The sequence below is a fragment of the Microbacterium sp. LRZ72 genome (genome assembly GCF_033792225.1).
GTDB lineage: Bacteria > Actinomycetota > Actinomycetes > Actinomycetales > Microbacteriaceae > Microbacterium.
Map to the genome: position 1 here is coordinate 205,920 of NZ_JANGEX010000003.1, position 21,884 is coordinate 227,803.

Genomic DNA, 21,884 nt, shown 5'->3' on the forward strand with positions numbered 1-21,884 from the left:
ATGACCGCGACGATGACGAGCCCGCCGGCGTCGACGGCATCCACCCGCGCGCCGAACGACGACATGCTCCGCGAGATGCGCCGCGAGACGCGCCGCGCCACCAGCCGTGCGCTCGGGCGCACACTGCTGACGTTCGTGTTGACGATCGTGGCCGTGCTGGTCCTGTGGGTCGGATCGCTGTGGGCGTTCCAGATCTCGCCCTACGTGGGCAAGGGACCGATCGATGTCTGGAACTTCCTGGTCACGGTCCCGGCCGCCGAAGCCAACAGCGCGCAGCTCTTCGGGCAGCTCTGGGAGACCCTCGGTCACGCCGCCGTCGGCTTCGCCGCCGGACTCGCCGTCGCCCTGATCGTGGCGATCAGCTTTCAGCTCAGCAAGGGCATCGAGCACGCGCTGATGCCGTTGGCGATGCTGCTGCGATCGGTGCCGCTCGTGGCGATGGCCCCCGTGATCATCCTCATCTTCGGCCGCGACTTCATCACCGTCGCCGTCATCGGGGGCATCGTGGTGCTGTTCCCGGCCCTGGTGAACATCGCGTTCGGCCTGCGATCGGCGTCGCCGCAGATGAACGACCTCGTGACGGTCTACGGAGGAAACGCCTGGACGCGCCTGCGCAAGGTCGCGTTGCCCAGCTCGCTGCCGGAGTTCTTCGCCGCCGTGCGCATCTCGGTGCCCGGCTCGATCACCGGTGCGCTGCTGGCCGAGTGGCTCGCGGTCGGCGGCGGGATCGGCGGGGCGGTCGGCGGCTACATCGCCAGCGCCCAGTTCTCGGCCGTCTGGACGGCCGTCGTGCTCGTGACCGGCACGGCGCTCGTGATCTACAATCTCGTGCAGATCGTCGAGGCGGTCGCGCTCGCCCGCATGGGCATGGCCGACCGCGCGTGAGCGCGGCGGTCGAGAGGTGCGATCCGTGAGGCGGGGGCGAGAAGTGTGACGACCACCGTCGAACACGACAGCAGGAACGGGGATGCCGCCGATGCCCGGCTGGGCGCCAGCATCCGCCGCCTGCGCCACACGCGCGGCCTCACGCTGGTGACGCTGGCGGAGGCGACCGAGCTCTCGCACCCCTTTCTCAGTCAGCTCGAGCGGGGGCTGGCCCAGCCGAGCCTGTCGTCGCTGCGGAGGATCGCGATCGCACTCGAGACGAGCCCGATCGAGTTGATCGCGGATGCCGACGCCGCCGGTTCCGCCGATCCGGTCGTCGAGGTGCACCGGCGCGGTGAGGGATCGATCGACGAGGGGTTCGCGGCGGGCTCGGCCCGCATGCTCGCGTCGGGTGCCAGGCCGTTGCATCCCCTCGAGGTCACCGGGGGTGCGGGGGAGCCGGGCGAGTGCTTCGTGCACGCGGAGGACGAGTTCCTCTACGTCGTCGAGGGCGCGATCACGGTGGAGCTGGACGGCGAGGAGCGTGCGCTGACCGCCGGCGACTCGGCCTACTACGCCGGAGGCGTGCGCCACCGGTGGTGGTCGTCGTGGTCGGGCACCTATCGCCTCCTGGTCGTCAAGCAGGGGCTGCGCGGGGCAGGCACCGCCCGCTGAGGGGCACGTGTTCTCGTGCACCCGGGGTCGGGGATGCGTCGAGGGTCGGACCGGCCGCGGTGCATGCGTCCGACGCCGGGCGCATCTCCGACGCTCGGTGCGGTCGTGCGCGTCAGAGCCCCCGGGCCAGCCGCCACACGCGGTCGCGCGAGAACGGCTGCTCGAACCCACGCCGCCCGAGCGCCCGCGCGATCGCATTGCCGATCGCCGGGGCCACCGCGTTGTACGGCGATTCACTCATCGACTTGGCCCCGAACGGTCCCAGGTCATCGTTCGTCTGGGCGAAGTAGACCTCGGTGTCGGGGATGTCGGCGAACTGCGGCACGCGGTACTGCCGGAACTGCGGGTTCAGCACGGAGCCGGCGCCGTCGAGCAGCACCTCCTCGTAGAGCGCACTGCCCACCCCCTGGGCGACGCCGCCCTCGATCTGTCCTCGGCACTGCGCGGGATTCATCACGAATCCGGCATCCGCGGCCTGCGCCTGCTGCAGGATGCGCACCGTGCCCGTCGCCGGCTCCACCGCCACGCGTACCGCATGCACGTTGAAGGCCAGCGAGCGGTGCTCGCCGAGTTCGCTGCCCGCGGCAGTCAGCGCGTCGCCGTCGCGCTGCTCGGGCGGGGCGGCGGCGAGGATCTCGGCGAAGCCCACCACGCGCACGCCGGCGTGAACGCCGTCCGCGGTGAGGCGGCACGCCGCGGCATCCACGTTCCCGAGACGCGCGGCGATGACGATCATCCGCTCGCGCAGTGCCAAGCACGCCGCGTACAGCGCCTTGCCGGCCACGGTCGTGCCGGCCGAGGCGAACGCGCCGGTGTCGTGCGCGACGGCATCCGTATCGGCATGACGCAGTGCCAGCCGGTCGGGGGCGACGGCGAAGACGGATGCCGCGATCTGGCGCTGCACCGTGGTCGTGCCGTTGCCGAACTCGGCCGTGCCCGTGCGCAGCGTGTACCGGCCTTGGGCGTCGACCGAGGCGCTCGTGTGCGAGACGTGCCCACGCGGAGCCATCGTCGAGATCATGGATGCCGCCATGCCTTCGCCGACGAGCCATCCCGCTGGCGCCGCGCGGCCGTTGCCGCGGCGCAGCGCGCCCTGAGCCAGGTCCAGGCACTGATCGAGCCCGTAGCTGCCCCAGACCACGTCGTCCTCGACGTGACCGTCGGCGGCGCGCAGCGGGTCGCCCTCCTGCACGGCGTTGATGCGGCGCAGCTCGAAGGGGTCGATGCCCAGCTTCTCGGCGAGCATGTCCATCGCCGACTCGATGCCGAACATGACCTGGCCCAGGCCATAGCCGCGGAAGGCGCCGGAGGGCACGTTGTTGGTGTAGACCGCCTCGGCGTCGACCCGCACGGTGGGGCACCGGTAGATGGCCACCGATTCCGAGCAGGAGTGGAACATCACGCCGGGCGCATGGTTGCCGTACGCGCCCGTGTCGGTGAGCACATCGAGCGACAGGGCGGTCAGGCGCCCCCCGGCGTCGGCGCCCAGGGTGACCCGCACCCGCATGGGGTGGCGCAGCGACGCCCGCCAGAACTGGTCGGCGCGCGAGAATTCGTAGGAGACGGGGCGTCCGGTCTTCAGCACCGCGAGGGCGACGAGATCCTCGGTGAAGATCTCCTGCTTGCCGCCGAAGCCGCCGCCGACGCGCGCCGTGAACACGCGCACGCGATCGCGGGGCAGACCGAAGATGTGGCAGAGCTCGTTGCGGGCGAGGAACGGCACCTGGGTGCTCGTGCGGATGACCAGGCGCCCCTCGTCGTCGAGCCAGCCGAGGGATCCGTGGGTCTCGAGCTGGGCGTGCGACACCCGCGAGGTCTGCCACTGACCCGACACCGTCGCCGCGCTGCCCGCGAGTGCGGCGTCGATGTCGCCGCCGTGGCCGGCGTGCAGCTCGGCCACGACGTTGCGCGCGGCGTCGGCGACGCCCTCCTCCGGCGTGCGATCCGCGTGCAGCAGGGGAGCTCCGGCCGTGCGCGCGCTCTCGGCGTCGAAGACCGCCGGCAGCACCTCGTAATCGATGGCCACCCGTCGGCACGCCTCCTCCGCGGCGGCGGCCGTCTCGGCGACGACCGCGACGACGCGCTGACCGATGTGGCGCACGACGTCGTCGAGCATGCGCAGGTCGTCCGGATCATCGGCGCGGTGCTCGTGGCGCGCCGACGAGTAACGCGTGGCGGGGGCGTCCTCGTGGGTCAGTACCGCGACCACCCCGGGAACGTCCCGGGCCGCGGACGTCTCGATCGCCCGGATGCGGGCGTGCGCATGGGGCGAGGTGACGACCCGCAGTACGAGCGTGCCGGTCTGCGGGGTGTCGAACGTGTACGGCTCGAGTCCCTGCACGATGCGCCGGGCGGGTTCGGGCACGACCGACGCGCCGACGCCGCAGGCGGGTGCGGACGCCTCAGCGGCAGGCATCGAGACGTCGGCGGGGGCGGATGCGGCGCCGGTGGTGCGCACCGAGCCGAGGATCGCCTCGCGGATGGGCCGATACCCCGTGCACCGGCAGAGGCTGCCCTTCATGCGGCGGTCGAGGTCGGGCAGGTCTGCCTCGGTGAGGGTCGATGCCGTGACGCCCATGCCCGGCGTGCAGAACCCGCACTGGAAGCCGAAGCCCGCGGCCAGGGCCTCCTGCACCGGGTGCAGCCGCTCGCCCGGTGCCAGTCCGGCGGCGGTGGTCACCGCGCGGCCTTCGGCACGTGGTGCGGGCGTGATGCAGGAGTGCACCGGTACCCCGTCCACGAGCACGGCGCATGCGCCGCAGTCGCCGGAGTCGCAGCCCTTCTTGACCTCGGTGTGGCCGTTCTCGTGCAGCAGCGTGCGCAGGCACTGCCCTGGTCGCGGGTCGGCCTCGAGCGGTGTGTCGTTGACGTCGAATCTCATGCGGGTCCCTCTGCCCCCTCATCCGCCGCGACCTCGTCCGCCGCGAGGTCCGCACGCACCCGTTCCGCGAGTACGCCGGTCACCGCGCGCCGCCAGTCGGCGGGACCGAGCGGGTCTGTGTAATAGCCCGGTGTGCTCGCGACGTCGTCGGCCAGCGACGCGGAGGAGGGAAGCGCCGGGTAGCGCAGCAGCACGGGTCGGCTCGTCGCCGCGGTGATGCCGACGACCACGGCGCCGTCCTCGTCCCGCCTCGCGGTCACGACCGCGCCCGAGCGGCCGAGCTCGGCCAGCGCGATCTTGCGCAGCACCATCCGGGCACGCAGGGCGCGGGCGGGCAGCTCGACCGCGCGGAGCACCTCGCCGGGTGCGAGGTCGTTCGTGCCGTTGCCCGTGACCAGCTCGGCGACGGCGGTGCGGCGCTCGCCGCCGTCGGGGGTCCAGATCACGGCGATGCCGTCGAGTCCGGCGGCGAGCGCGACCATCGATCCTGCGGCGTACGAGCGGCAGATGTTGCCCCCGACGGTCGCGGCGTTCCAGATCTTGAACGATGCGAGCAGCGCGTTCGCGGCATCCGGGATCACCTCCAGCGCGCGCCAGACCGGCGGGGCGACGACGTCGTGCCGCCCCTCGGAGAAGGCCACGAGGGTCGCGATCGTGCAGGTGGCCGAGACGCGCAGGCCCGCGTGGGTGATCTCGAGGTCGGGCCAGCCCATCGTCGTGACGTCGACGAGGCCGGTTGTCTCGGGCTGCGGCTCGCCATAGATCCACGTGCCGCCGCCCAGGATGATCTCGCCCGGCGCGAGCGCCAGGTCGGCGCGGGTGCGGGCGCGCCGATAGCTGGTGACGGTGTTCAGATCCATGCGCCTCCTCCCGGTCTCATCCTGCGCCCGTGGGCGCCGGTCAGGGTGCCTCTCGACATCCAAGCAGGCACCCGTTTCGCGAGTGTTTCAGGGGCCGCCATTGTCGGCGCCCTGCGGTCAGAGCTCGAGTTCGACCGCGGTGTCGAGGGCCGCTTCGATGCTGCGCATCCACCCGTCCTTCAGCGCGGAGTTCTTCTCGTCGTAGAGCGATGCCCCGTCGACGAGGTTGCTCGAGCAGGCGCAGATCATGCCCGCCCGCAGGCCCCGCAGCCGCGCGACGATGTAGAGCGCCGAGGCCTCCATCTCGACGTTGAGGATCCCCATGCGGTTCAGCTGGGCGATCCATTCCGGGGTCTCGGCGTAGAACGCGTCGTCGCTGACGCTGATGCCCGCGTGCGAGCGGATGCCGGCGGCCGCGGCGATGCGCGACGAGTTGCGGGCCAGGGCGGTCGTCAGTTCGAGATCGGGCACCGCGGGAAAGCCCTTGGGCAGGTAGGCGTCGGTCGTGCCGTCGTTGCGGAAGCTGCCCTCGCTCACGAGCAGATCACCGGGGGCGATGCCGGGCTGCAAGCCGGCGGAACTGCCCACGCGGATGAACGATGTGACGCCCACGCGGGCGAGTTCCTCGACGGCGATGGCCGTGGAGGGGCACCCCATGCCCGTCGAGGTGGCCGTGATCTGGCGCCCCTTGTACCAGCCGGTCATCGTGCGGTGCTCGCGGTTGTGGGCGACGTCTCGCACGTCGGTGAGGAACTCGGCGACGTACGGCACGCGGAACGGGTCGCCGGGCAGCAGGGCCACGGACGAGACCTCACCCGGGGCGATGCCGATGTGGTACTGGCGGTCGGTCAGTCCGGTCTGGGACTTGTCGACCACGGCGGGGGTGGAATTCTCGGACGCGTGTGCGGACATGGCCTTCTCCTGGGCGGTTCGGTGACGTCGGGTCTCGTCGTCCCCGCCCTGAGCCGCCCGGCTCGCTCTCGGCGGATCGCCGGGAGGTCATGGTGTTAGGACACGCAGTGCGGTGAGCGTAACACGCTCGGATGCAGGGGTCCGCGGGTCTCGCGCAGAGGCCGCGCGCTCGCGCCGTGGCGCGCCGCGATGATCTCGGCGAGTGCCGAGACGGCCGTGTGCTCGGGCGAGGCTCCGCCCAGATCCAGGCCCAGGGGGGAATGCAGTCTGGCGAGGTCCTGCGGCTGCACGCCCCGCTCGAGGAGCAGCCGTGCCCGGTGCTCCACCGTGCGGCGCGCCCCGAGAGCACCGACGAATCCGACGTTCATGCCGAGAGCGGCATGGATGGCGGGAATGTCGAGCCGCTCATCGTGCGTCAGGACGCATACGGCTGTCCGCGCGTCGGTCGCGTCGGGATCGCCGGCCTGCGCGGCGAGGTACGCGGCGGGCTCGGCGACGACGAGCGACGCGGCGGCGGGGAAGCGCTCGGGGGTCAGCAGCAGAGGCCACGGATCGCACACGGTCACCGCGAACCCCGCCGCCGCACCCACTCGGCACAGCACGGCCGCGTGCTCGCTGGCGCCGAGCAGGATCAGGCGGGCGCGGGGAGCATGGGTGAGCACGAGGAGCGATCGACCATCGGCATCCACCCGGCGCGTCTCGCCGAGCACGGCGAGGGCGTCGATCGCTGATGCGGCGGCAGCGCCGACGCCGGCGCGTGCGCCGTCGAGAGAGTGGACGCGTCCGGGCGCGGGCGCGGACAGCTCGAGCGCCACCGCCACGCGCCGGTCTGCGGCTGCCTCGGTGAGGGCGTCGACGGTCGCCGGATCATCGCCGCGCACCTCGTACGCGATCACGTCGACAGTGCCTCCGCAGGCGAGTCCCGCGGCCCGTCCCACGTCGTCGCCGAAGCCGAACGAGGCCACGCGTGCGCGGCCCTCGGCCAGCACCGCGCCGGCGAGCGCGATCGCGTCCGATTCGACGCAGCCCCCCGAGATGGACCCGACGATGTCTCCGCCCGCCCACAGCACCATCGACGCCCCCGGCCCGCGCGGGGCGCTCCGATGCACGCCGGTCACGGTCACCACCACGGCGCGCTCTCCACGCGCCAGTCGCGGCAGCAGATCGTGGGCCAGCTCGAGCATGACAACACGGTAGCCGCGCCGTGTTTCGCCCGCGCTACGCTGAGCGCATCATGTCCGAGTCCGCACCCTCGTGCTGCGGGCTGGTGCTCGCGGCGGGCGCCGGCACCCGCTTCGGTGGCCCGAAGGCCCTCGCGCGCGACGACGCCGGCAGGCCCTGGCTCTCGCACGCGGTCGAGATGCTCGGCGCGGCGGGCGCCGATCCGGTGCTCGTGGCGCTGGGCGCCGAGGCGGATGCCGCGGCCCGGCTGCTGCCGGTCTCCGACGGCGTTCGCGTCGTGCGCGTGCCGCGCTGGCGGTCCGGGCTCGCCGCGTCGCTGCGGGCCGGCCTGTCTGCCTTCGCGCGCACCGGGGCCGATCTGCTGGTCATCACCCCCGTCGACACACCTGACGCTCCCGCGGCCGCGGTGACGCGGGTGCGGGAGGCGGTGCGTGACGCGGGTGAGACGGCCCTGGCCCAGGCGGTGTACCGCGGGCGCCCGGGTCACCCTGTGATCGTCGGGCGCAGCCACGTCGATGCGCTGGTGCGCGTGCTCGAGGGCGATCGCGGGGCGCGTGACTACCTCTCGGCGCACGGCGCGCGGCAGATCGAGTGCGGCGACCTGTGGGCGGGGGACGATATCGACGTCCGTCGCCCGGGTCGCTGAGCGACGGGACGGTGAGGGCGGCGCTGGGGCAGGGCCGGCGTTTCGGCTCGCTGCGCTCGCTCAACGCCCGGGCTGCGCTCGCTCAACGTGCGAGGCGCGCAACGCCCGGGTGTGTCAGGTGCGGACCACGACGTTGACAGGCGCTTCGCCTCGCTGCAGCCGCGAGATCTGCGACCGGATCAGACGCGCCAGTCGTGGTCGCATGGCGGTCGACGCACCGCCGATGTGCGGCGAGATCAGCACCTGCGGCATCGTCCAGAGCGGGTGCCCGGGGGGCAGCGGTTCGGGGTCGGTCACATCCAGAGCGGCGCGGATGCGGCCGCGCCCGGCGTGGTCCACGAGCGCGTCGGTGTCGATCAGCGCCCCTCGCCCGACGTTGACGACGAGGGCGCCGTCGGGCAGGGCAGACAGCGCGGCGTCGTCGATGATGCGGCGGGTCTCGTCACCCCCGGGCAGCGTCAGGATCAGGATGTCGGCGTCCCGCAGCAGCTCCGGCAGCTCGTCGATCGCGTGCACCTGTACGCCGTCCTCGTCTCGAGCGCTGCGGGCGACCGGGACCAGAACGACCTCGAAGGGCGCGAGGCGCGCGGCGACGGCCTTGCCCACGCCGCCGTAGCCGAGCAGCAGCACGCGGCGGTCGGCGAGGCTCTCGGTGAAAGCGCTCGTCCAGTGCTCGCCCTGCTGCGCACGCACGAGGTCGGGGATGCGGCGCTGACTGGCGAGCACGAGCGCCAGTGCCAGCTCGGCGGTCGACGTCTCATGCACGCTCGTCGCGTTCGCGAAGACGTGCCCGGGCGGGAGCAGCTCGGCGATGCCCTCGTACCCGATGGACTGGCCTTGCACCAGCCGCGTCTGCACGTCGGCGAGACGCGGCAGGGTCTGGCCCTGACTCATGTAGGGCGGCACCACGAGGTCCAGACGGGGGCGAGGAGCGGGCCCCGTCATGTCCCAGACGACGACATCCACTCCCTCGCGCAGCGGCGCGAGGTCGTCGGCGAGATCGGCGGAGGGCACGGAGACGACGAGGGATCCGGGGGACACGCCTTCGACGTTACCGCCGCCCGGACTCCGACGTCCCCTGCCGGCAGCTGGGGCCGCGCTACGATCCGTCACCGCATGGGTACTGGCCGGCGCCGCCACCATCGCGTGGCACTTCTACGGCGGGTCCTACCTCGTCGCCGCCCTCGTGACCGCGGTGCTGCTGTGGGCCGGCTTCACGGCGGCGCGCTTCATCACGCACGACGCGTTCGAGGGCAGGCCGACGTCGTTGACCGTTCTGAACATCGCCCACGAGCTCATCACCCTCGTGGTGATGGGGGTCATCATCGGGGTGTGGCCGCCCGCGGGAACGGTCTGAGGGGTCAGGCCGCGGCGACGAGTGCCGACACGACGCTCTCGAAGAAGACGCGGCCATCCTCACCCGAGCGCATCGCCGCGCGGGTGTCGGGACCGAAGCCGGGTTCGACGGCGTGCTCGGGATGCGGCATGAGGCCGACGACGTTGCCGCGCTCGTTGGTCAGTCCCGCGATGTCGCGCAGCGAGCCGTTCGGATTGACGTCCAGGTAGCGGAACGCCACGAGTCCCTCGCCCTCGATGCGGTCGAGGGTGGCATCGTCGGCGATGTAGCCGCCGTCGCCGTTCTTGAGCGGGATCAGGATCTCCGCGCCGCTGTCGAAGCCGTTCGTCCACGCGGTGTCGGCGTTCTCGACACGCAGCCGCTGATCGCGGCGGATGAAGTGCTGGTGCTCGTTGCGAATCAGGCCCCCCGGCAGCAGGTGGGCTTCGACGAGCATCTGGAATCCGTTGCAGATGCCGAGCACCGGCATCCCCTTGCCGGCGGCGTCGGCGACCTCGGACATGATGGGCGCGTGCGCGGCGATCGCGCCGGCGCGCAGGTAGTCGCCGTAACTGAAGCCCCCCGGCAGAACGATCGCGTCGACCCCCTGCAGATCGTGATCGCCGTGCCAGAGGGCGACGGGCTCGGCCCCCGCCAACCGCACGGCCCGGCGCGCGTCGACGTCGTCGAGCGACCCGGGGAACGTGATGACGCCGACGCGGACGCTCATTCGACCACCTCGATGTCGACGACGTCTTCGATGACCCCGTTCGACAGGATGTCGGCGGCCACCTGGCGCGCCGACGCCAGCACCTCGTCGGTGACCTGGCCCTCGACCGTGAGCTCGAACCGCTTGCCGATCCGCACCGCGCTGAACTGCTCGACACCCAGTCGCGCCAGTGCCCCGGTCACGGCTTTTCCCTGCGGATCGAGCAGCTCGGCCTTGGGCATGACGTCGACGACGATGGTGGGCATGGCGAGGCTCCGGATGTCGCGGGCGGGGGATCGCGCAAAGTCTATCCGGACTGACTGAGCGAAAAGCCTTGACACTGTGAGAGCGCTCCCATAAAGTCCTGCATCAGGTCGTGAGAGCGCTCCCACGCGCAGTTGCCCGGAGCGTGCGGCCTCCATCACACAAAGGAGTGAACAGTGATCACACGCGCACAGCGGCGCCTCATGCTCGCGGGAGCCACCGCGACGTCCGCGGCCCTCGTCCTCGCCGGATGCGCCGGCGGGGGATCGGATGGTGCCGACGCCGGTGACGACGACGGCACCACGACCCTCACCGTCGCCACCTTCAACGATTTCGGCTACACCGACGAGCTCCTCCAGGAGTACATGGACGCCAACCCCGGCGTCGAGATCGTCCACAATCGCGCGGCGACCTCGAACGACGCCCGCGCCAACTACTTCCAGAAGCTCGGCAAGACCGGCCTCGCCGACATCGAAGCCGTCGAGATCGACTGGTTCGCCGAGATGATGCAGTACTCCGACCTGCTCGCTCCGGTGCAGGACGACCTCGAGGGCCGCTGGCTCGACTGGAAGGAGGCGGCCGCGACGGATGCCGAGGGCAATCTCGTCGCGTACGGCACCGACATCGGTCCGCAGGCCATCTGCTACCGCTCGGACCTGTTCGAGGCCGCCGGGCTGCCGAGCGACCGCGAGGCCGTGGCCGAGCTGTTCACCGGGGACTGGGACACGTTCTTCGACGTGGGCGCGCAGTACGTCGATGAGACCGGCAAGCCCTTCATCGACTCGGCCAACTCCGTGCTGCAGGGCATCGTGAACCAGATCGAGTACACGTACGAGGAGCCCGACGGCGCGATCATCGCCACCGAGAACCCCGAGATCCGCGAGGCATACGACACCGTCGTCGAGAAGGCGATCCCGATCGCCGCCTTCCCGGGCCAGTGGAGCGATGACTGGTACGCCTCGATGGCCAACGGCGAGTTCGCGGCGATGCTCTGCCCCGGGTGGATGCACGGCATCATCTCGGGAGAGGCCCCCGACGTCGAGGGCTGGGACATCGCGGACGTGTTCCCCGGTGGCGGCGGCAACTGGGGAGGTTCGTACCTCACGGTGCCCGCGAACGGGGCCAACGTCGAGGCCGCGCAAGAGCTGGCGGCATGGCTGACGGCGCCCGAGCAGCAGGTCAAGGCGTTCGCGAACGCCGGCACGTTCCCCAGCCAGGTCGAGGCCTATGAGGACCCCGAGCTGACCGGCTTCACGAACCCGTACTTCAACGACGCGCCGACCGGCGAGATCGGCGTCGAGCGCGCCGAGGCCGTGACCGTCTCGCCTTACAAGGGACCGAAGTACTTCCAGTTCCACGACGCCCTGCAGAACGCCGTCACGCGCACGTTCGACGGTCTCGAATCGCCCGAGGAGTCCTGGGACACCTGGGTGACCGAGGTATCGGCCTTCTGAGACCGACGGTCCCCGGGGGCGGATGCCGCAGCATCCGCCCCCGGGCCCGCCCCGACTCGCCCTCGTCGACAAGGACCCCGCCGTGACCGCCATCGCCGCCCCGCCGCGCGCCCCCGAGCAGGCCCCGCCCCCGCCGCGTTCGCCGCGGGTGCTCTCGTTCAGTCAGCGGCTGAGCAAGTGGGACCTCAAGCTCTCGCCCTACCTGTACATCTCGCCGTTCTTCCTGCTGTTCGCGATCACGGGACTGTTCCCGATCGCGTTCACCGCCGTCATCTCGTTCCAGGAGTGGGACCTGGTGCGCGGCGAGGGGACCTTCGTCGGGTTCGACCAGTACATCTGGATCCTGCAGCAGCCCCACTTCTGGACGGCGCTGCGCAATACCTTCAGCATCTTCCTGCTGTCGTCGGTGCCGCAGCTCGTGGCGGCCGTCGCGATCGCGGCGCTGCTCGACCGCAACATCCGCGCCAAGACCTTCTGGCGCATGGGCGTGCTGCTGCCCTACGTCGTGGCTCCGGTCGCCGTGGCGCTGATCTTCTCGAACCTCTTCGCCGACCGCTTCGGTCTCGTCAACACGCTTCTCGGGAACGTGGGAATCGGACCCATCCCGTGGCACACCGATCCGTTCTGGAGCCACATCGCCATCGCGACGATGGTCAACTTCCGGTGGACCGGGTACAACACGCTCATCCTGCTCGCGGCGATGCAGGCCGTGAACCGCGAGTACTACGAGGCGGCGACCGTCGACGGCGCCGGGGCGTTCCGCCAGTTCACCTCGATCACGCTGCCCTCGCTCAAGCCGACGCTGATCTTCGTGATCATCACCGCGACCATCGGCGGCCTCCAGATCTTCGACGAACCCCGCATGTACGACCAGTTCGGCCGCGGGGGAGCGGCGCAGCAGTGGCTGACGATCACGCTCTACCTCTACGACATCGGCTGGGGGCAGTGGAACTTCGGCCGCGCCGCCGCCCTGGCGTGGATCCTCTTCCTCATCATCCTCGTGATCGGTCTGATCAACCTGCTCGTCACCCGTCGGCTCGTGCGCGACGACGGCCGTCGCGGTGCGATCTCCCGCACCGCCGCACGGGCCGCGCGCCGCCGCCGGAAGGAGTCCGCATGACCTCGCTCGGAACCCCGCCACTGGCCGTGGCCGAAGAGAACATCCCGAACGCACGGGCCCGGCGCCGCGGCGCCCGAACGATCCGCATCCGCGGTCGCCGGCCCGGCATCTGGACCTACATCGCCCTGGGTGTCGTGCTCATCGCCTCCGTCTTCCCCTTCTATTGGTCGTTCCTGATCGGATCCGGTGACGCGACCACGATCCGCGACCCCGCCATGTCGTGGATCCCCGGGGGCAACTTCTTCGACAACGCCGCCCAGGTCGTGAACGATCCGGCGGTGAACTTCTGGAAAGCGCTCTGGAACTCGATCTACAGTTCCGCTCTGATCGCGGCATCCGTCGTCACCTTCTCGACGATCGCCGGCTGGGCGTTCGCCAAGCTGCGCTTCCGCGGCAGCCGGCCGCTGCTGATCTTCGTCATCGCGACGATGGCGGTGCCGATGCAGCTGGGCGTCGTGCCGCTGTACATTCTCTTCAGCGATCTCGGCTGGACGGGCACCATCGGCGCGATCATCGTGCCCTCGCTGACAACGGCGTTCGGGGTGTTCTGGATGACGCAGTACCTGACCCAATCCGTTCCGGACGAGCTCATCGAGGCCGCGCGGGTGGACGGGGCCTCGATGTTCCGGACGTTCCTGACAGTGGGGCTGGTCGCCGCCCGCCCGGCGGCCGCCATGCTCGGTCTGTTCACGTTCGTCACGGCCTGGAACAACTTCTTCTGGCCCTTCATCGTGCTCGACAGGCAGGACCCGACACTGCCGGTGGCGCTGTCGCTGCTGCAGTCCAACTACTTCGTCGACTACTCGATCGTGCTCGCGGGCGTGCTGCTGTCGACCGTGCCGCTGCTGATCCTCTTCGTCTTCGCCGGAAAGCAGCTGGTCAGTGGAATCATGCAAGGTGCGGTGAAGGGGTGAGCGCACCGATCGCCGGCTCTCCGCACCCGATCGACGAGCGCGTCGATCACCGAGAAGGAAGGACCGTTCGCATGGCCGCGAGCGCCCCCCGCAGCTTTCCGCCCGACTTCCTCTTCGGGGCGGCCACCGCCGCGTTCCAGATCGAGGGCGCCGCCTTCGAGGACGGGCGCACGGCATCCATCTGGGACACCTTCTCCCGTGTGCCGGGCGCCGTGATCAACGGCGACAACGGCGACGTGGCCTGCGACCACTACCACCGCTACCGCGACGACGTGGCCCTGATGAAGAGGCTCGGACTGCAGACGTACCGGTTCTCGACCTCATGGTCCCGTGTGCGGCCCGACGGCGGGCCCGTCAACCAGCGTGGCCTGGACTTCTATCGGCGGCTCGTCGACGAACTGACGGATGCCGGCATCCAGCCGTGGCTCACGCTGTACCACTGGGACATGCCCCAGGCGCTCGAGGACCGGGGCGGCTGGACCGCGCGGGACACCGCAGAAGCCTTCACCGAGTACGCGATGTCGGTGCACGACGCGCTCGGCGACCGCGTGCAGGTGTGGACCACCCTGAACGAGCCGTGGTGCTCGTCGTTCCTGAGCTACACGGCCGGGTTGCACGCCCCCGGGCGCTACAGCGTCACCGACGGGCTGCTCGCCGCCCACCACCTGCTGCTCGCACACGGACAGGTCGTGCGCGAGCTGCGGGCGCGGGATGCCGGCCTCGAGCTCGGCATCACCCTCAACCTGACGGTCGCCGACGCCGTCGACCCCTCCGAGGCGCGCGACGTCGACGCGGCTCGCCGCGTCGACGGCCAGTTCAACCGCTGGTTCCTCGACCCCGTCTTCCGCGGCGCGTACCCCGATGACATCGTCGACGACATCCGGGCCATCGACGCCTCCGCGGTCGCGGCGCTCGAGGCCGCGATCGAGCCCGGCGACCTCGACGTCATCGCGGCGCCGATCGACTCCCTCGGCGTGAACTACTACCACGGGGAGTACGTGGGCGGTTCCGCTCCCGCCCACCCTCCGCAGCCCGGCGATGCGCCCACCGACCGGCCGGGGCGCTCGCCCTTCCCCTCGCACGAGGGCATCTTCTGGCACGAGCGCGGGTTGGCGCGCACCGTCATGAACTGGGAGGTGCAGCCCACCGGCCTCACCCGCCTGCTCGAACGGGTCTGGCGCGAGTACGCGGGACCGGCCGGCACGACGCTGTACGTCACCGAGAACGGTGCCGCCTACGACGACGTCGTGACGGGGGTCGGCGCGCAGGCGCGTGTGCACGACGACGAGCGGCGGGAGTTCGTCCGCGCCCATCTGGCCGCGGTCCTCGACGCGATCGAGGCGGGGGTCGACGTGCGCGGCTACTTCTACTGGTCGCTGATGGACAACTTCGAGTGGGCGTGGGGCTACGCCAAGCGGTTCGGCATCGTGCGGGTCGACTACGAGACACAGCAGCGGATCGTGAAGGACAGCGGGCTGGAGTATGGTCGCATCATCGCCGCGCGGGCGATCGATGTGCCCGCAGCATCCCGCTGACCTGAGCGAGTAGCCATGACCCTTGAGACGCCGCGCCCCCCGGCGACGATCGAACAGGTGGCGGCGAGCGCCGGCGTCTCGCGGTCGACCGTCTCGCGGGTCGTCAACGGCTCGAGCGCCGTCAGCGCCGACGCGCTCGCCGCCGTGCAGCGCGCGATCGACGAGTTGGCGTACGTGCCCAATCGCGCCGCCCGCTCGCTCGCCAGCCGGCAGACGCACGCCATCGCGCTCGTGGTGCCCGAGGACCCGTCGCAGTTCTTCGGCGATCCCTACTTCGCGGGCATCGTCACGGGGATCAGCCGCCGCGTGGCCGCGAGCGACTACGTGCTGAACCTCATCCTCGCCTCGGACGACCCGGGCGACAAGACCGCAGCCTTCGCCAGCGGCGGCGCGATCGACGGTGCGCTCGTCGCCTCGCACCATGCCGAGGACCGGTTCATCGATCGCATCGGCGCCGCCGTGCCCCTCGTCTTCGGCGGCCGTCCCGCCCAGTGGAGCGACAGCCACCATTTCGTCGATGTCGACAACGTGGCGGGCGCGCGCGTGGCCACCCAGCACCTGATCGACCGCGGGCGGCGGCGCATCGCGCTGATCACCGGTCCGTTGTCGATGCCGGCGGGCGTGGACCGGCTCGAGGGCTGGCGGCAGGCGCTCGCCGCGGCGGGGCTGCCCGAGGGGCCGAGCGAGGACGGCGGGTTCAAGACCGAGACGGCCGAGATCGCGATGCGGCGCGTGCTCGAGCGCGACCCCGGCATCGACGCGGTCTTCGTCGCGAGCGACATGATGGCGCGCAGCGCGATGCGCGTTCTCACCGCCGCCGGCCTCCGTGTGCCCCACGATGTCGCGGTGATCGGCTACGACGACTCGCCGGTCGCGACCGATCGCGAGCCGCAGCTGTCGACGGTGCGCCAGCCCCTGGAGCAGATGGGCGAGGCGATGGCGTCTCTGCTGCTGCGGGTGCTCGCCGGCGACCCGCCCGCCGCGCGCGCCCACATCCTGCCGACCGAGCTCGTGGTGCGCGAGACGACCTGAGGGCGGTGAGCGTCAGCCGCCGGTCAGGCGGGTGAGCAGCTCGCGGTAGCGGGCCGTCGTGCGGTCGATCACGTCGTGCGGCAGCGCCGGGGGATCACCCGTGCGGTCCCAGTTGGCCGCCAGCCAGTCGCGCACGATCTGCTTGTCGAAGCTCGCCATCCGCGCCTCGGGGTCGCCGCCCGTTCGCCAGGCGTGCGCATCCCAATACCGCGAGGAGTCGCTGGTGAGCACCTCGTCGGCCAGGCGCAGCACGCCGGCGTCATCGACGCCGAATTCGAACTTGGTGTCGGCCAGGATGAGGCCCCGCGATTCGGCGAGCGCCGCAGCCCGCCGGTAGATCTCCAGCGACACGTCCCGCAGGCTCGTGGCGAGCTCGGCGCCGACCAGTTCGACCGTGCGCTCGAAGGTGACGTTCTCGTCGTGCTCGCCCAGCGGCGCTTTGTGGGCGGGCGTGTAGATCGGCTCGGGCAGCCGGTCTCCGTTGGCGAGGCCCTCGGGCAGCCGGATGCCGCAGACCGTGCCCTGCGCCCGGTACTCCGCCCAGCCGGACCCGGTCAGGTACCCGCGCACGACGCACTCGACCGGTGCCATCTCGAGCGAGCGGACGACCATGGCGCGTCCGGCGACCGCATCCGGGACGAGCGTGTGGGGCTCTCCGGAAGCTGTGTCCGGGCGGGCAGCCGCGACGAGGTGGTTCGGGATGCCGGGGCCGCCGTCGCCGCCGGCGAGCTGGTCGAACCACCACAGGCTCAGCGTGGTCAGAAGCTCGCCCTTGCCCGGGATGCCGGGGGAGAGCACGTGATCGAATGCGCTCACGCGATCGGAGGCGACCACCAGCATCCGCTCGGGCGCGGCACCGGCGTCGTCGGGCACGTACAGGTCGCGCACCTTGCCGGAGTAGACGTGCCGCCAGCCGGCCAGATCAGGGGAGGAGCTCACCCGACCATTATCGCGGAGGCCCCGGCGCGGTGCCGGTCGGTGCGGTCGTCGTGCGGGAGGAGGTGGGCACGGACCACATCGGCTCGACCGGCCCCTCGGGTTCCACGTTGTCGATCAGTTCCTGCAGGCCGCCGATCAGGCCGTTCACGGTGACGGGCCCGACGAGGGCCGTCAGGGCGCGGGAGACCTCGGCCATGCGGGCGCGGCCCTCGGCCACGCGCGCCCGGCCCTCATCGGTCAGCTCGTACCAGATGACCTTGCGGTGCACGGGGTGGGGCCGGCGCGCGAGCCAGCCGCGATCCTCCAGCTGGCGAAGCGCGGTGGTGACGCTCTGGGGTGCGAGGCGGAACCGCCGCGCCAGGTCTGACGCCGAGAGATGGCCCAGCTCTTCGAGGTGAACGGCGAGGGCGATCTGGGTGACGGTGAGGTCCATGGGGTCCAGGGCGTCCTGGACCCGTCGGTGCACGGCGTGCTGCGCGCGCCAGAGCACGAAGGGGAGTGCGTGCTCCCACTCCTCCGGGGGTGGTCCGCCCCTCTCGTCCCGCTCCGTCGGCTGCATACGCCGAATATATCAGGAGTAGACATATGTTGTAGACACCTGTAACACTTATCGGAGCCTGTCACATTGGCGCCGCACCGACGCGGGCCTCGACGAAAGGAACGACACATGGCGTCTCTCGAAGAAGAGATCACCCGCAAGGGCGGCCCTCTGGCCATGCTGCGGAGCGGCGGCTCCGGTGCATACCAGTTCCCGGTCAAGCCGGAGTTCACCAACTGGCGCGACGAGCAGGAGTCGTGGCGCAAGAGCGCGGCTCTCATGGACCTCTCGCTCCACATGGTCGACCTGACCGTGAAGGGCCCCGACACGTACAAGCTTCTCCAGGACCTCGGAGCCAACAGCTTCAAGGGTTTCGGGCCGATGAAGGCGAAGCAGCTCATCGCGGTCGGACACGACGGCAACATGATCGGCGACGCGATCCTGTTCTGCCTCGCCGAGAACCACGTGCGCATCGTCGGGCGCCCGCCGGCACTGAACTGGGTGCAGTACCACGCCGCGACCGGTTACTACGACGTCGAGTACTCTCGCGACGAGCGCTCGGTTCAGAGCGACAAGCAGCGCGAGTTCTACCGCCTGCAGCTGCAGGGCCCCACCGCCGGCGAGATCTTCGAGAAGGTCAACGGCGGCCCGCTGCCCGAGATCACGTTCTTCCACATGGGCACGTTCAACGTCGGCGAGTACGAGGTCACGGCGCTGAACCACCGCATGTCCGGCTTCCCGGGCCTGGAGTTCTTCGGTCCCTACGAGGACCTCGAGGGCGTTCGCGCGACCCTGCTCGAAGCTGGCGCCGAACACGGCATCACGCAGGTCGGGGGCCGCGCCTACGCCTCCGTCGCCGCCGAGTCCGGCTGGATCGCGAACACGCTGCCCGCCATCTACAGCCAGGACGAGATGAAGCCGTATCGCGAGTGGCTCGACGCCCGCGCGTTCGAGGGGCACCTCGCGTTCGGCGGCAGCTTCGTCTCGGACCGGATCGAGGACTACTACGTCACGCCGTGGGACCTCGGCTACACGCACATCACGAAGTTCGACCACGACTTCATCGGGCGTGAGGCGCTCGAGCGCCGCGAGGGCGAGACCCATCGCCGCAAGGGCTGGATCAAGTGGGATCGCGACGACGTCGCCAAGGTGTTCGCGAGCATGTACAACGAGGGCGACGAGCGCTACAAGTACATCGAGATGCCCGCCGCCTTCTACACGGCGTCGCAGTTCGATCGCATCGAGAAGGACGGCGAGCTCGTCGGCATCGCGTCGCTCTCGGTCTACACCGCGAACGTGCGCGGATGGTTCTCGCTCGGGATGCTGAGCGATGGTGCGCAGATCGGCGACGAGGTCGAGCTGGTCTGGGGTGAGCCCAACGGCGGGTCGAACAACCCGGCCGTGGAGCGGCACACGCAGACGAAGATCAAGGCGACCGTCATCGCGCGGCCGTTCTCCGAGAGCACGCAGGGCTCAGGTCACAAGTAGCGCCGGGATACAGAGCGGGACGGCCCGTCGGCGGACGGCCGCCCCGCTCTTCGCGGATCGTGCATCCGAAGGTGGCAGCACTCGCAGCCTCAACGCCTACCCGCGGCAGGCCCCACCGTCTAGAGTTCCAGGCATCTGATACTCAAAGGAGCGCGAACGATGACGATCGTGGCACCACGCACGCCCAACGTCGGCCTGCACCTGCCGGCGGACGAGGGCATCCTGCTCGTCCAGGGAGAGGACCGTCCCGGGATCGTACGGGCGATCTCGAGCGCGCTCGCCGAGAACGGGGCGAACATCGTCTCGCTCGACCAGCACACGGACGACCCGCTCGGCGGTCGCTTCTTCCAGCGCACGGTCTTCCACGTCGATGACTTCCCCGCTGTCCGGCCGCACCTCGAGGCCTCTCTCGAAGAGGGACTCGGCAGAGGACTCGGCCTGGATTGGAGCATCGCGGACCGCTCGGTGCCGAAGCGGGTGGCCATCCTCGCGTCCACGTCGGACCACTGCCTGCTCGACCTGCTGTGGCGCCAGCGGCGCGGCGAGATCCCGATGACCGTCCCGATGGTGATCTCCAACCACACGAGCGTGGCCGAGGATGTGCGCACCTTCGGCATCCCGTTCCTGCACGTGCCGTCACAGGGGCCCGACAAGGCGGCGGCCGAGGCCCGCATCGTCGAGCTGCTGGCAGGAAACGTCGACCTGGTCGTGCTCGCGCGCTACATGCAGATCCTCTCGTCGGACTTCCTCGCGAACGTCGGCGTGCCGGTGATCAACATCCACCACTCGTTCCTGCCCGCCTTCATCGGGGCGGGTCCGTATCGCAAGGCCAAGGAACGCGGCGTCAAGCTGATCGGTGCCACCGCGCACTATGTGACCGAGGACCTCGACGAGGGACCCATCATCGAGCAGGACGTCGTGCGCGTCACCCACGCCGACAGCGCCGCCGACCTGCAGCGCCGCGGTGCCGACGTCGAACGCGCCGTCCTCACCCGCGCGGTCTCCTGGCACTGCCAGGACCGCGTCATCCGCAACGGCCGCGAGACCGTCGTCTTCTGACGTCGCGCCCACGACCTGCGTGCCGACGGCCACGTCGCAGTGGAACAAGGACTTCCGGGCGTCCTGAACCGCCCGGACACATCTCGAGGAGGAGAACGAACAATGAACGCACCGAATGGCGCACCCACCCTGCAGGACGCGATCGACCGCGCCGGCTCGCCGATGCAGCTGCTCTGGAAGCCGGGGGCGGAGCCGTGGCGGGTTCCGGTCGTGGAGCAGGAGTACGCCGGATGGGCGGCGGAGCAGGAGGCATGGCGCTCGACGGTCGCCATCTCGGACCTGTCCTTCCACATGTCGGACACCGTCATCGAGGGGCCCGACGCCACCCGCCTGCTCAGTGACGTCAGCGCCAACAACTACGCATCGTTCGCCGTCGGACAGGCGAAGCAGTTCGTGCCCGTGGCGCACGACGGCAACATCATCGTCGACGGGATCCTGCTGCGCGAGGCCGAGCAGCGGTACACGCTGACGGGTGTGCCCGCGTCGCAGAGCTGGGTGAAGTACCACGCCGACAAGGGCGGCTACGACGTCGAGTACGACACGAACGCCGACTCCTCCGTGCGCAAGGAGGGCGCCCCGAGCCTCTTCCGCTTCCAGATCCAGGGACCCCTCGCGCTCGACCTCGTGGCGCGCGCATTCGGCGGTCCGCTGCCCGAGACGAAGTTCTTCCACTCCCACATCGCCACCCTCAACGGCCGGTCGGTGCGGGCTCTGCGCCACGGGATGGCCGGACAGGCCGGCTACGAGTTCATCGGCGACTACGCCGACTACGACGCCGTGAAGGACGCCCTGATGGCCGCCGGCGAGCCACTCGGGCTCACCCACGTGGGGGGCAAGGCGTACTTCACCAACGGCGTCGAGAGCGGGTGGATCCCGACCCCGACCCCGGCGATCTACAACGATCCGCGGCTGGAGGACTACCGACGCAGCCTGTCCGCCTTCTCGTACGAGGGCAAGAAGCCCCTCAACGGCAGCTTCTACTCCGATGACATCGCCGACTTCTACATCTCGCCCTGGGAGCTGGGCTACGGCCGGTCGGTCTCGTTCAACCACGACTTCATCGGGCGCGACGCGCTGGAGGCTGCGCGCGACGAGGTGCGGCGCACGCGGGTCACGCTCGAGTTCGACGCGGACGACGTGGCACGGGTGTTCGGTGCCGACCTCGACCACTTCTACTCGTACGGTCGGTACCGCATCGAGCGGGGCGGTGAGCTGGTGGGCATGACGTTCTGGACCGCCACCATCGCACCGCTCGACCGCATGCTTGCCTTGTCGCTGGTCGATCTCGAGGCGGCGGCGCCCGGCACGCAGGTCGAGGTCGTCTGGGGTGAGCACCCCGGGCACGGCACCGCCCCCGATGCGGACCTGGGATTCCCCCGCATCCGGGCGACCGTGCAGCCCTCGCCCTACAACGAGTACGCGCGCACGGCGTACCGGGCCGCGGTACTGTAGGCCCTCATCGTCCCCCGGCGGCTC

At 70.6% G+C, this 21,884-nt stretch carries 20 protein-coding genes and 1 pseudogene; 12 read left to right on the forward strand and 9 right to left on the reverse strand.

The features are described 5' to 3' along the window. Positions 1-885: an ABC transporter permease gene (locus M4I32_RS05795; RefSeq protein WP_319033523.1), complete on the forward strand. Its 885-nt coding sequence runs from the start codon at positions 1-3 to the stop codon at positions 883-885. A gap of 45 nt (positions 886-930) precedes the next feature. After that, complete coding sequence (locus M4I32_RS05800; protein ID WP_319033524.1) at positions 931-1,539, forward strand: XRE family transcriptional regulator; 609 nt, start codon at positions 931-933, stop codon at positions 1,537-1,539. A gap of 112 nt (positions 1,540-1,651) precedes the next feature. On the opposite strand, the gene M4I32_RS05805 is transcribed toward M4I32_RS05800, so the two are convergent. The 4 genes from M4I32_RS05805 to M4I32_RS05820 all read right to left on the reverse strand — a co-directional run bounded on the left by M4I32_RS05805 (position 1,652) and on the right by M4I32_RS05820 (position 7,376). After that, positions 1,652-4,420 (reverse strand): molybdopterin-dependent oxidoreductase, encoded by a 2,769-nt coding sequence (locus M4I32_RS05805; protein WP_319033525.1) that lies wholly within the window; start codon positions 4,418-4,420, stop codon positions 1,652-1,654. Beyond that, positions 4,417-5,280, reverse strand: coding sequence for an FAD binding domain-containing protein (locus M4I32_RS05810; protein WP_319033526.1), 864 nt, complete (start codon positions 5,278-5,280; stop codon positions 4,417-4,419). The genes M4I32_RS05805 and M4I32_RS05810 overlap by 4 nt, the downstream gene beginning before the upstream one ends. A 117-nt stretch (positions 5,281-5,397) precedes the next feature. Then, positions 5,398-6,192: a nucleoside phosphorylase gene (locus M4I32_RS05815; protein ID WP_319033527.1), complete on the reverse strand. Its 795-nt coding sequence runs from the start codon at positions 6,190-6,192 to the stop codon at positions 5,398-5,400. Positions 6,193-6,287: 95 nt separating this feature from the next. Continuing rightward, positions 6,288-7,376 (reverse strand): XdhC family protein, encoded by a 1,089-nt coding sequence (locus M4I32_RS05820; RefSeq protein WP_319033528.1) that lies wholly within the window; start codon positions 7,374-7,376, stop codon positions 6,288-6,290. Positions 7,377-7,426: 50 nt separating this feature from the next. Here M4I32_RS05820 and M4I32_RS05825 point away from each other — a divergent pair, with 50 nt between their 5' ends. Then, positions 7,427-8,020, forward strand: a complete 594-nt coding sequence (locus M4I32_RS05825) for an NTP transferase domain-containing protein (RefSeq protein ID WP_319033529.1) — start codon at positions 7,427-7,429, stop codon at positions 8,018-8,020. A 114-nt stretch (positions 8,021-8,134) separates the two neighbouring features. Here the strand turns inward: M4I32_RS05825 and M4I32_RS05830 are convergent, their stop codons facing one another. Then, positions 8,135-9,061, reverse strand: coding sequence for a 2-hydroxyacid dehydrogenase (locus M4I32_RS05830; protein ID WP_319033530.1), 927 nt, complete (start codon positions 9,059-9,061; stop codon positions 8,135-8,137). A 67-nt stretch (positions 9,062-9,128) separates the two neighbouring features. Here M4I32_RS05830 and M4I32_RS05835 point away from each other — a divergent pair. After that, a pseudogene (locus M4I32_RS05835) lies at positions 9,129-9,377 on the forward strand (DUF1761 domain-containing protein); the annotation flags it as partial. 4 nt (positions 9,378-9,381) lie between these two features. On the opposite strand, the gene purQ reads toward M4I32_RS05835, so the two are convergent. Continuing rightward, positions 9,382-10,086 (reverse strand): phosphoribosylformylglycinamidine synthase subunit PurQ, encoded by a 705-nt coding sequence (gene purQ / locus M4I32_RS05840; protein WP_319033531.1) that lies wholly within the window; start codon positions 10,084-10,086, stop codon positions 9,382-9,384. Next, entirely contained in the window at positions 10,083-10,331 is a 249-nt protein-coding gene (gene purS, locus M4I32_RS05845; RefSeq protein ID WP_319033532.1) for a phosphoribosylformylglycinamidine synthase subunit PurS, read from the reverse strand. The genes purQ and purS overlap by 4 nt, the downstream gene beginning before the upstream one ends. Positions 10,332-10,505: 174 nt before the next feature. Here purS and M4I32_RS05850 point away from each other — a divergent pair, with 174 nt between their 5' ends. From M4I32_RS05850 to M4I32_RS05870, 5 genes are all read left to right on the forward strand, one after another. After that, positions 10,506-11,783, forward strand: a complete 1,278-nt coding sequence (locus tag M4I32_RS05850; protein ID WP_319033533.1) for an ABC transporter substrate-binding protein — start codon at positions 10,506-10,508, stop codon at positions 11,781-11,783. Between the two features lie 82 nt (positions 11,784-11,865). Next, entirely contained in the window at positions 11,866-12,903 is a 1,038-nt protein-coding gene (locus tag M4I32_RS05855; RefSeq protein ID WP_319033534.1) for a sugar ABC transporter permease, read from the forward strand. Further along, positions 12,900-13,817 carry a carbohydrate ABC transporter permease gene (locus M4I32_RS05860; RefSeq protein ID WP_319033535.1) on the forward strand — a complete coding sequence of 306 codons (918 nt, stop codon included), beginning with the start codon at positions 12,900-12,902 and terminating at the stop codon, positions 13,815-13,817. The genes M4I32_RS05855 and M4I32_RS05860 overlap by 4 nt, the downstream gene beginning before the upstream one ends. Positions 13,818-13,888: 71 nt before the next feature. After that, a complete protein-coding gene (locus M4I32_RS05865) occupies positions 13,889-15,352 on the forward strand; it encodes a glycoside hydrolase family 1 protein (protein ID WP_319033536.1) in 1,464 nt (487 codons plus the stop codon). A 15-nt stretch (positions 15,353-15,367) separates the two neighbouring features. Beyond that, a complete protein-coding gene (locus M4I32_RS05870) occupies positions 15,368-16,384 on the forward strand; it encodes a LacI family DNA-binding transcriptional regulator (RefSeq protein WP_319033537.1) in 1,017 nt (338 codons plus the stop codon). Positions 16,385-16,396: 12 nt separating this feature from the next. Here the strand turns inward: M4I32_RS05870 and M4I32_RS05875 are convergent, their stop codons facing one another. Together M4I32_RS05875 and M4I32_RS05880 are read right to left on the reverse strand one after the other, a co-directional pair. Next, the gene (locus M4I32_RS05875) at positions 16,397-17,323 is read right to left on the reverse strand and encodes a phosphoribosylaminoimidazolesuccinocarboxamide synthase (protein ID WP_319033538.1); all 927 of its coding nucleotides are present in this window, start codon (positions 17,321-17,323) and stop codon (positions 16,397-16,399) included. Positions 17,324-17,330: 7 nt separating this feature from the next. Beyond that, positions 17,331-17,882, reverse strand: a complete 552-nt coding sequence (locus M4I32_RS05880; RefSeq protein WP_319033539.1) for a MarR family winged helix-turn-helix transcriptional regulator — start codon at positions 17,880-17,882, stop codon at positions 17,331-17,333. 108 nt (positions 17,883-17,990) lie between these two features. Here M4I32_RS05880 and M4I32_RS05885 point away from each other — a divergent pair, with 108 nt between their 5' ends. The 3 genes from M4I32_RS05885 (at position 17,991) to M4I32_RS05895 (ending at position 21,860) form a co-directional block, all read left to right on the forward strand. Further along, the gene (locus M4I32_RS05885) at positions 17,991-19,349 is read left to right on the forward strand and encodes an aminomethyl transferase family protein (protein WP_319033540.1); all 1,359 of its coding nucleotides are present in this window, start codon (positions 17,991-17,993) and stop codon (positions 19,347-19,349) included. A gap of 159 nt (positions 19,350-19,508) precedes the next feature. Beyond that, the gene (gene purU, locus M4I32_RS05890) at positions 19,509-20,408 is read left to right on the forward strand and encodes a formyltetrahydrofolate deformylase (protein WP_319033541.1); all 900 of its coding nucleotides are present in this window, start codon (positions 19,509-19,511) and stop codon (positions 20,406-20,408) included. 102 nt (positions 20,409-20,510) lie between these two features. Further along, on the forward strand, positions 20,511-21,860 hold the full coding sequence (locus tag M4I32_RS05895; RefSeq protein WP_319033542.1) for an aminomethyl transferase family protein: 1,350 nt from the start codon (positions 20,511-20,513) through the stop codon (positions 21,858-21,860). Positions 21,861-21,884 lie beyond the last annotated feature (24 nt).

Bases quoted from the DNA above. Each gene is read 5' to 3' on its own strand.
- purU (WP_319033541.1), top strand. From the start codon at position 19,509: ATGACGATCGTGGCACCACGCACGCCCAACGTCGGCCTGCACCTGCCG.
- M4I32_RS05895 (WP_319033542.1), top strand. From the start codon at position 20,511: ATGAACGCACCGAATGGCGCACCCACCCTGCAGGACGCGATCGACCGC.
- M4I32_RS05815 (WP_319033527.1), bottom strand. From the start codon at position 6,192: ATGTCCGCACACGCGTCCGAGAATTCCACCCCCGCCGTGGTCGACAAG.
- M4I32_RS05810 (WP_319033526.1), bottom strand. From the start codon at position 5,280: ATGGATCTGAACACCGTCACCAGCTATCGGCGCGCCCGCACCCGCGCC.
- purQ (WP_319033531.1), bottom strand. From the start codon at position 10,086: ATGAGCGTCCGCGTCGGCGTCATCACGTTCCCCGGGTCGCTCGACGAC.
- M4I32_RS05870 (WP_319033537.1), top strand. From the start codon at position 15,368: ATGACCCTTGAGACGCCGCGCCCCCCGGCGACGATCGAACAGGTGGCG.
- M4I32_RS05825 (WP_319033529.1), top strand. From the start codon at position 7,427: ATGTCCGAGTCCGCACCCTCGTGCTGCGGGCTGGTGCTCGCGGCGGGC.
- M4I32_RS05860 (WP_319033535.1), top strand. From the start codon at position 12,900: ATGACCTCGCTCGGAACCCCGCCACTGGCCGTGGCCGAAGAGAACATC.
- M4I32_RS05880 (WP_319033539.1), bottom strand. From the start codon at position 17,882: ATGCAGCCGACGGAGCGGGACGAGAGGGGCGGACCACCCCCGGAGGAG.
- purS (WP_319033532.1), bottom strand. From the start codon at position 10,331: ATGCCCACCATCGTCGTCGACGTCATGCCCAAGGCCGAGCTGCTCGAT.
- M4I32_RS05820 (WP_319033528.1), bottom strand. From the start codon at position 7,376: ATGCTCGAGCTGGCCCACGATCTGCTGCCGCGACTGGCGCGTGGAGAG.
- M4I32_RS05795 (WP_319033523.1), top strand. From the start codon at position 1: ATGACCGCGACGATGACGAGCCCGCCGGCGTCGACGGCATCCACCCGC.
- M4I32_RS05885 (WP_319033540.1), top strand. From the start codon at position 17,991: ATGGCGTCTCTCGAAGAAGAGATCACCCGCAAGGGCGGCCCTCTGGCC.
- M4I32_RS05865 (WP_319033536.1), top strand. From the start codon at position 13,889: ATGGCCGCGAGCGCCCCCCGCAGCTTTCCGCCCGACTTCCTCTTCGGG.
- M4I32_RS05805 (WP_319033525.1), bottom strand. From the start codon at position 4,420: ATGAGATTCGACGTCAACGACACACCGCTCGAGGCCGACCCGCGACCA.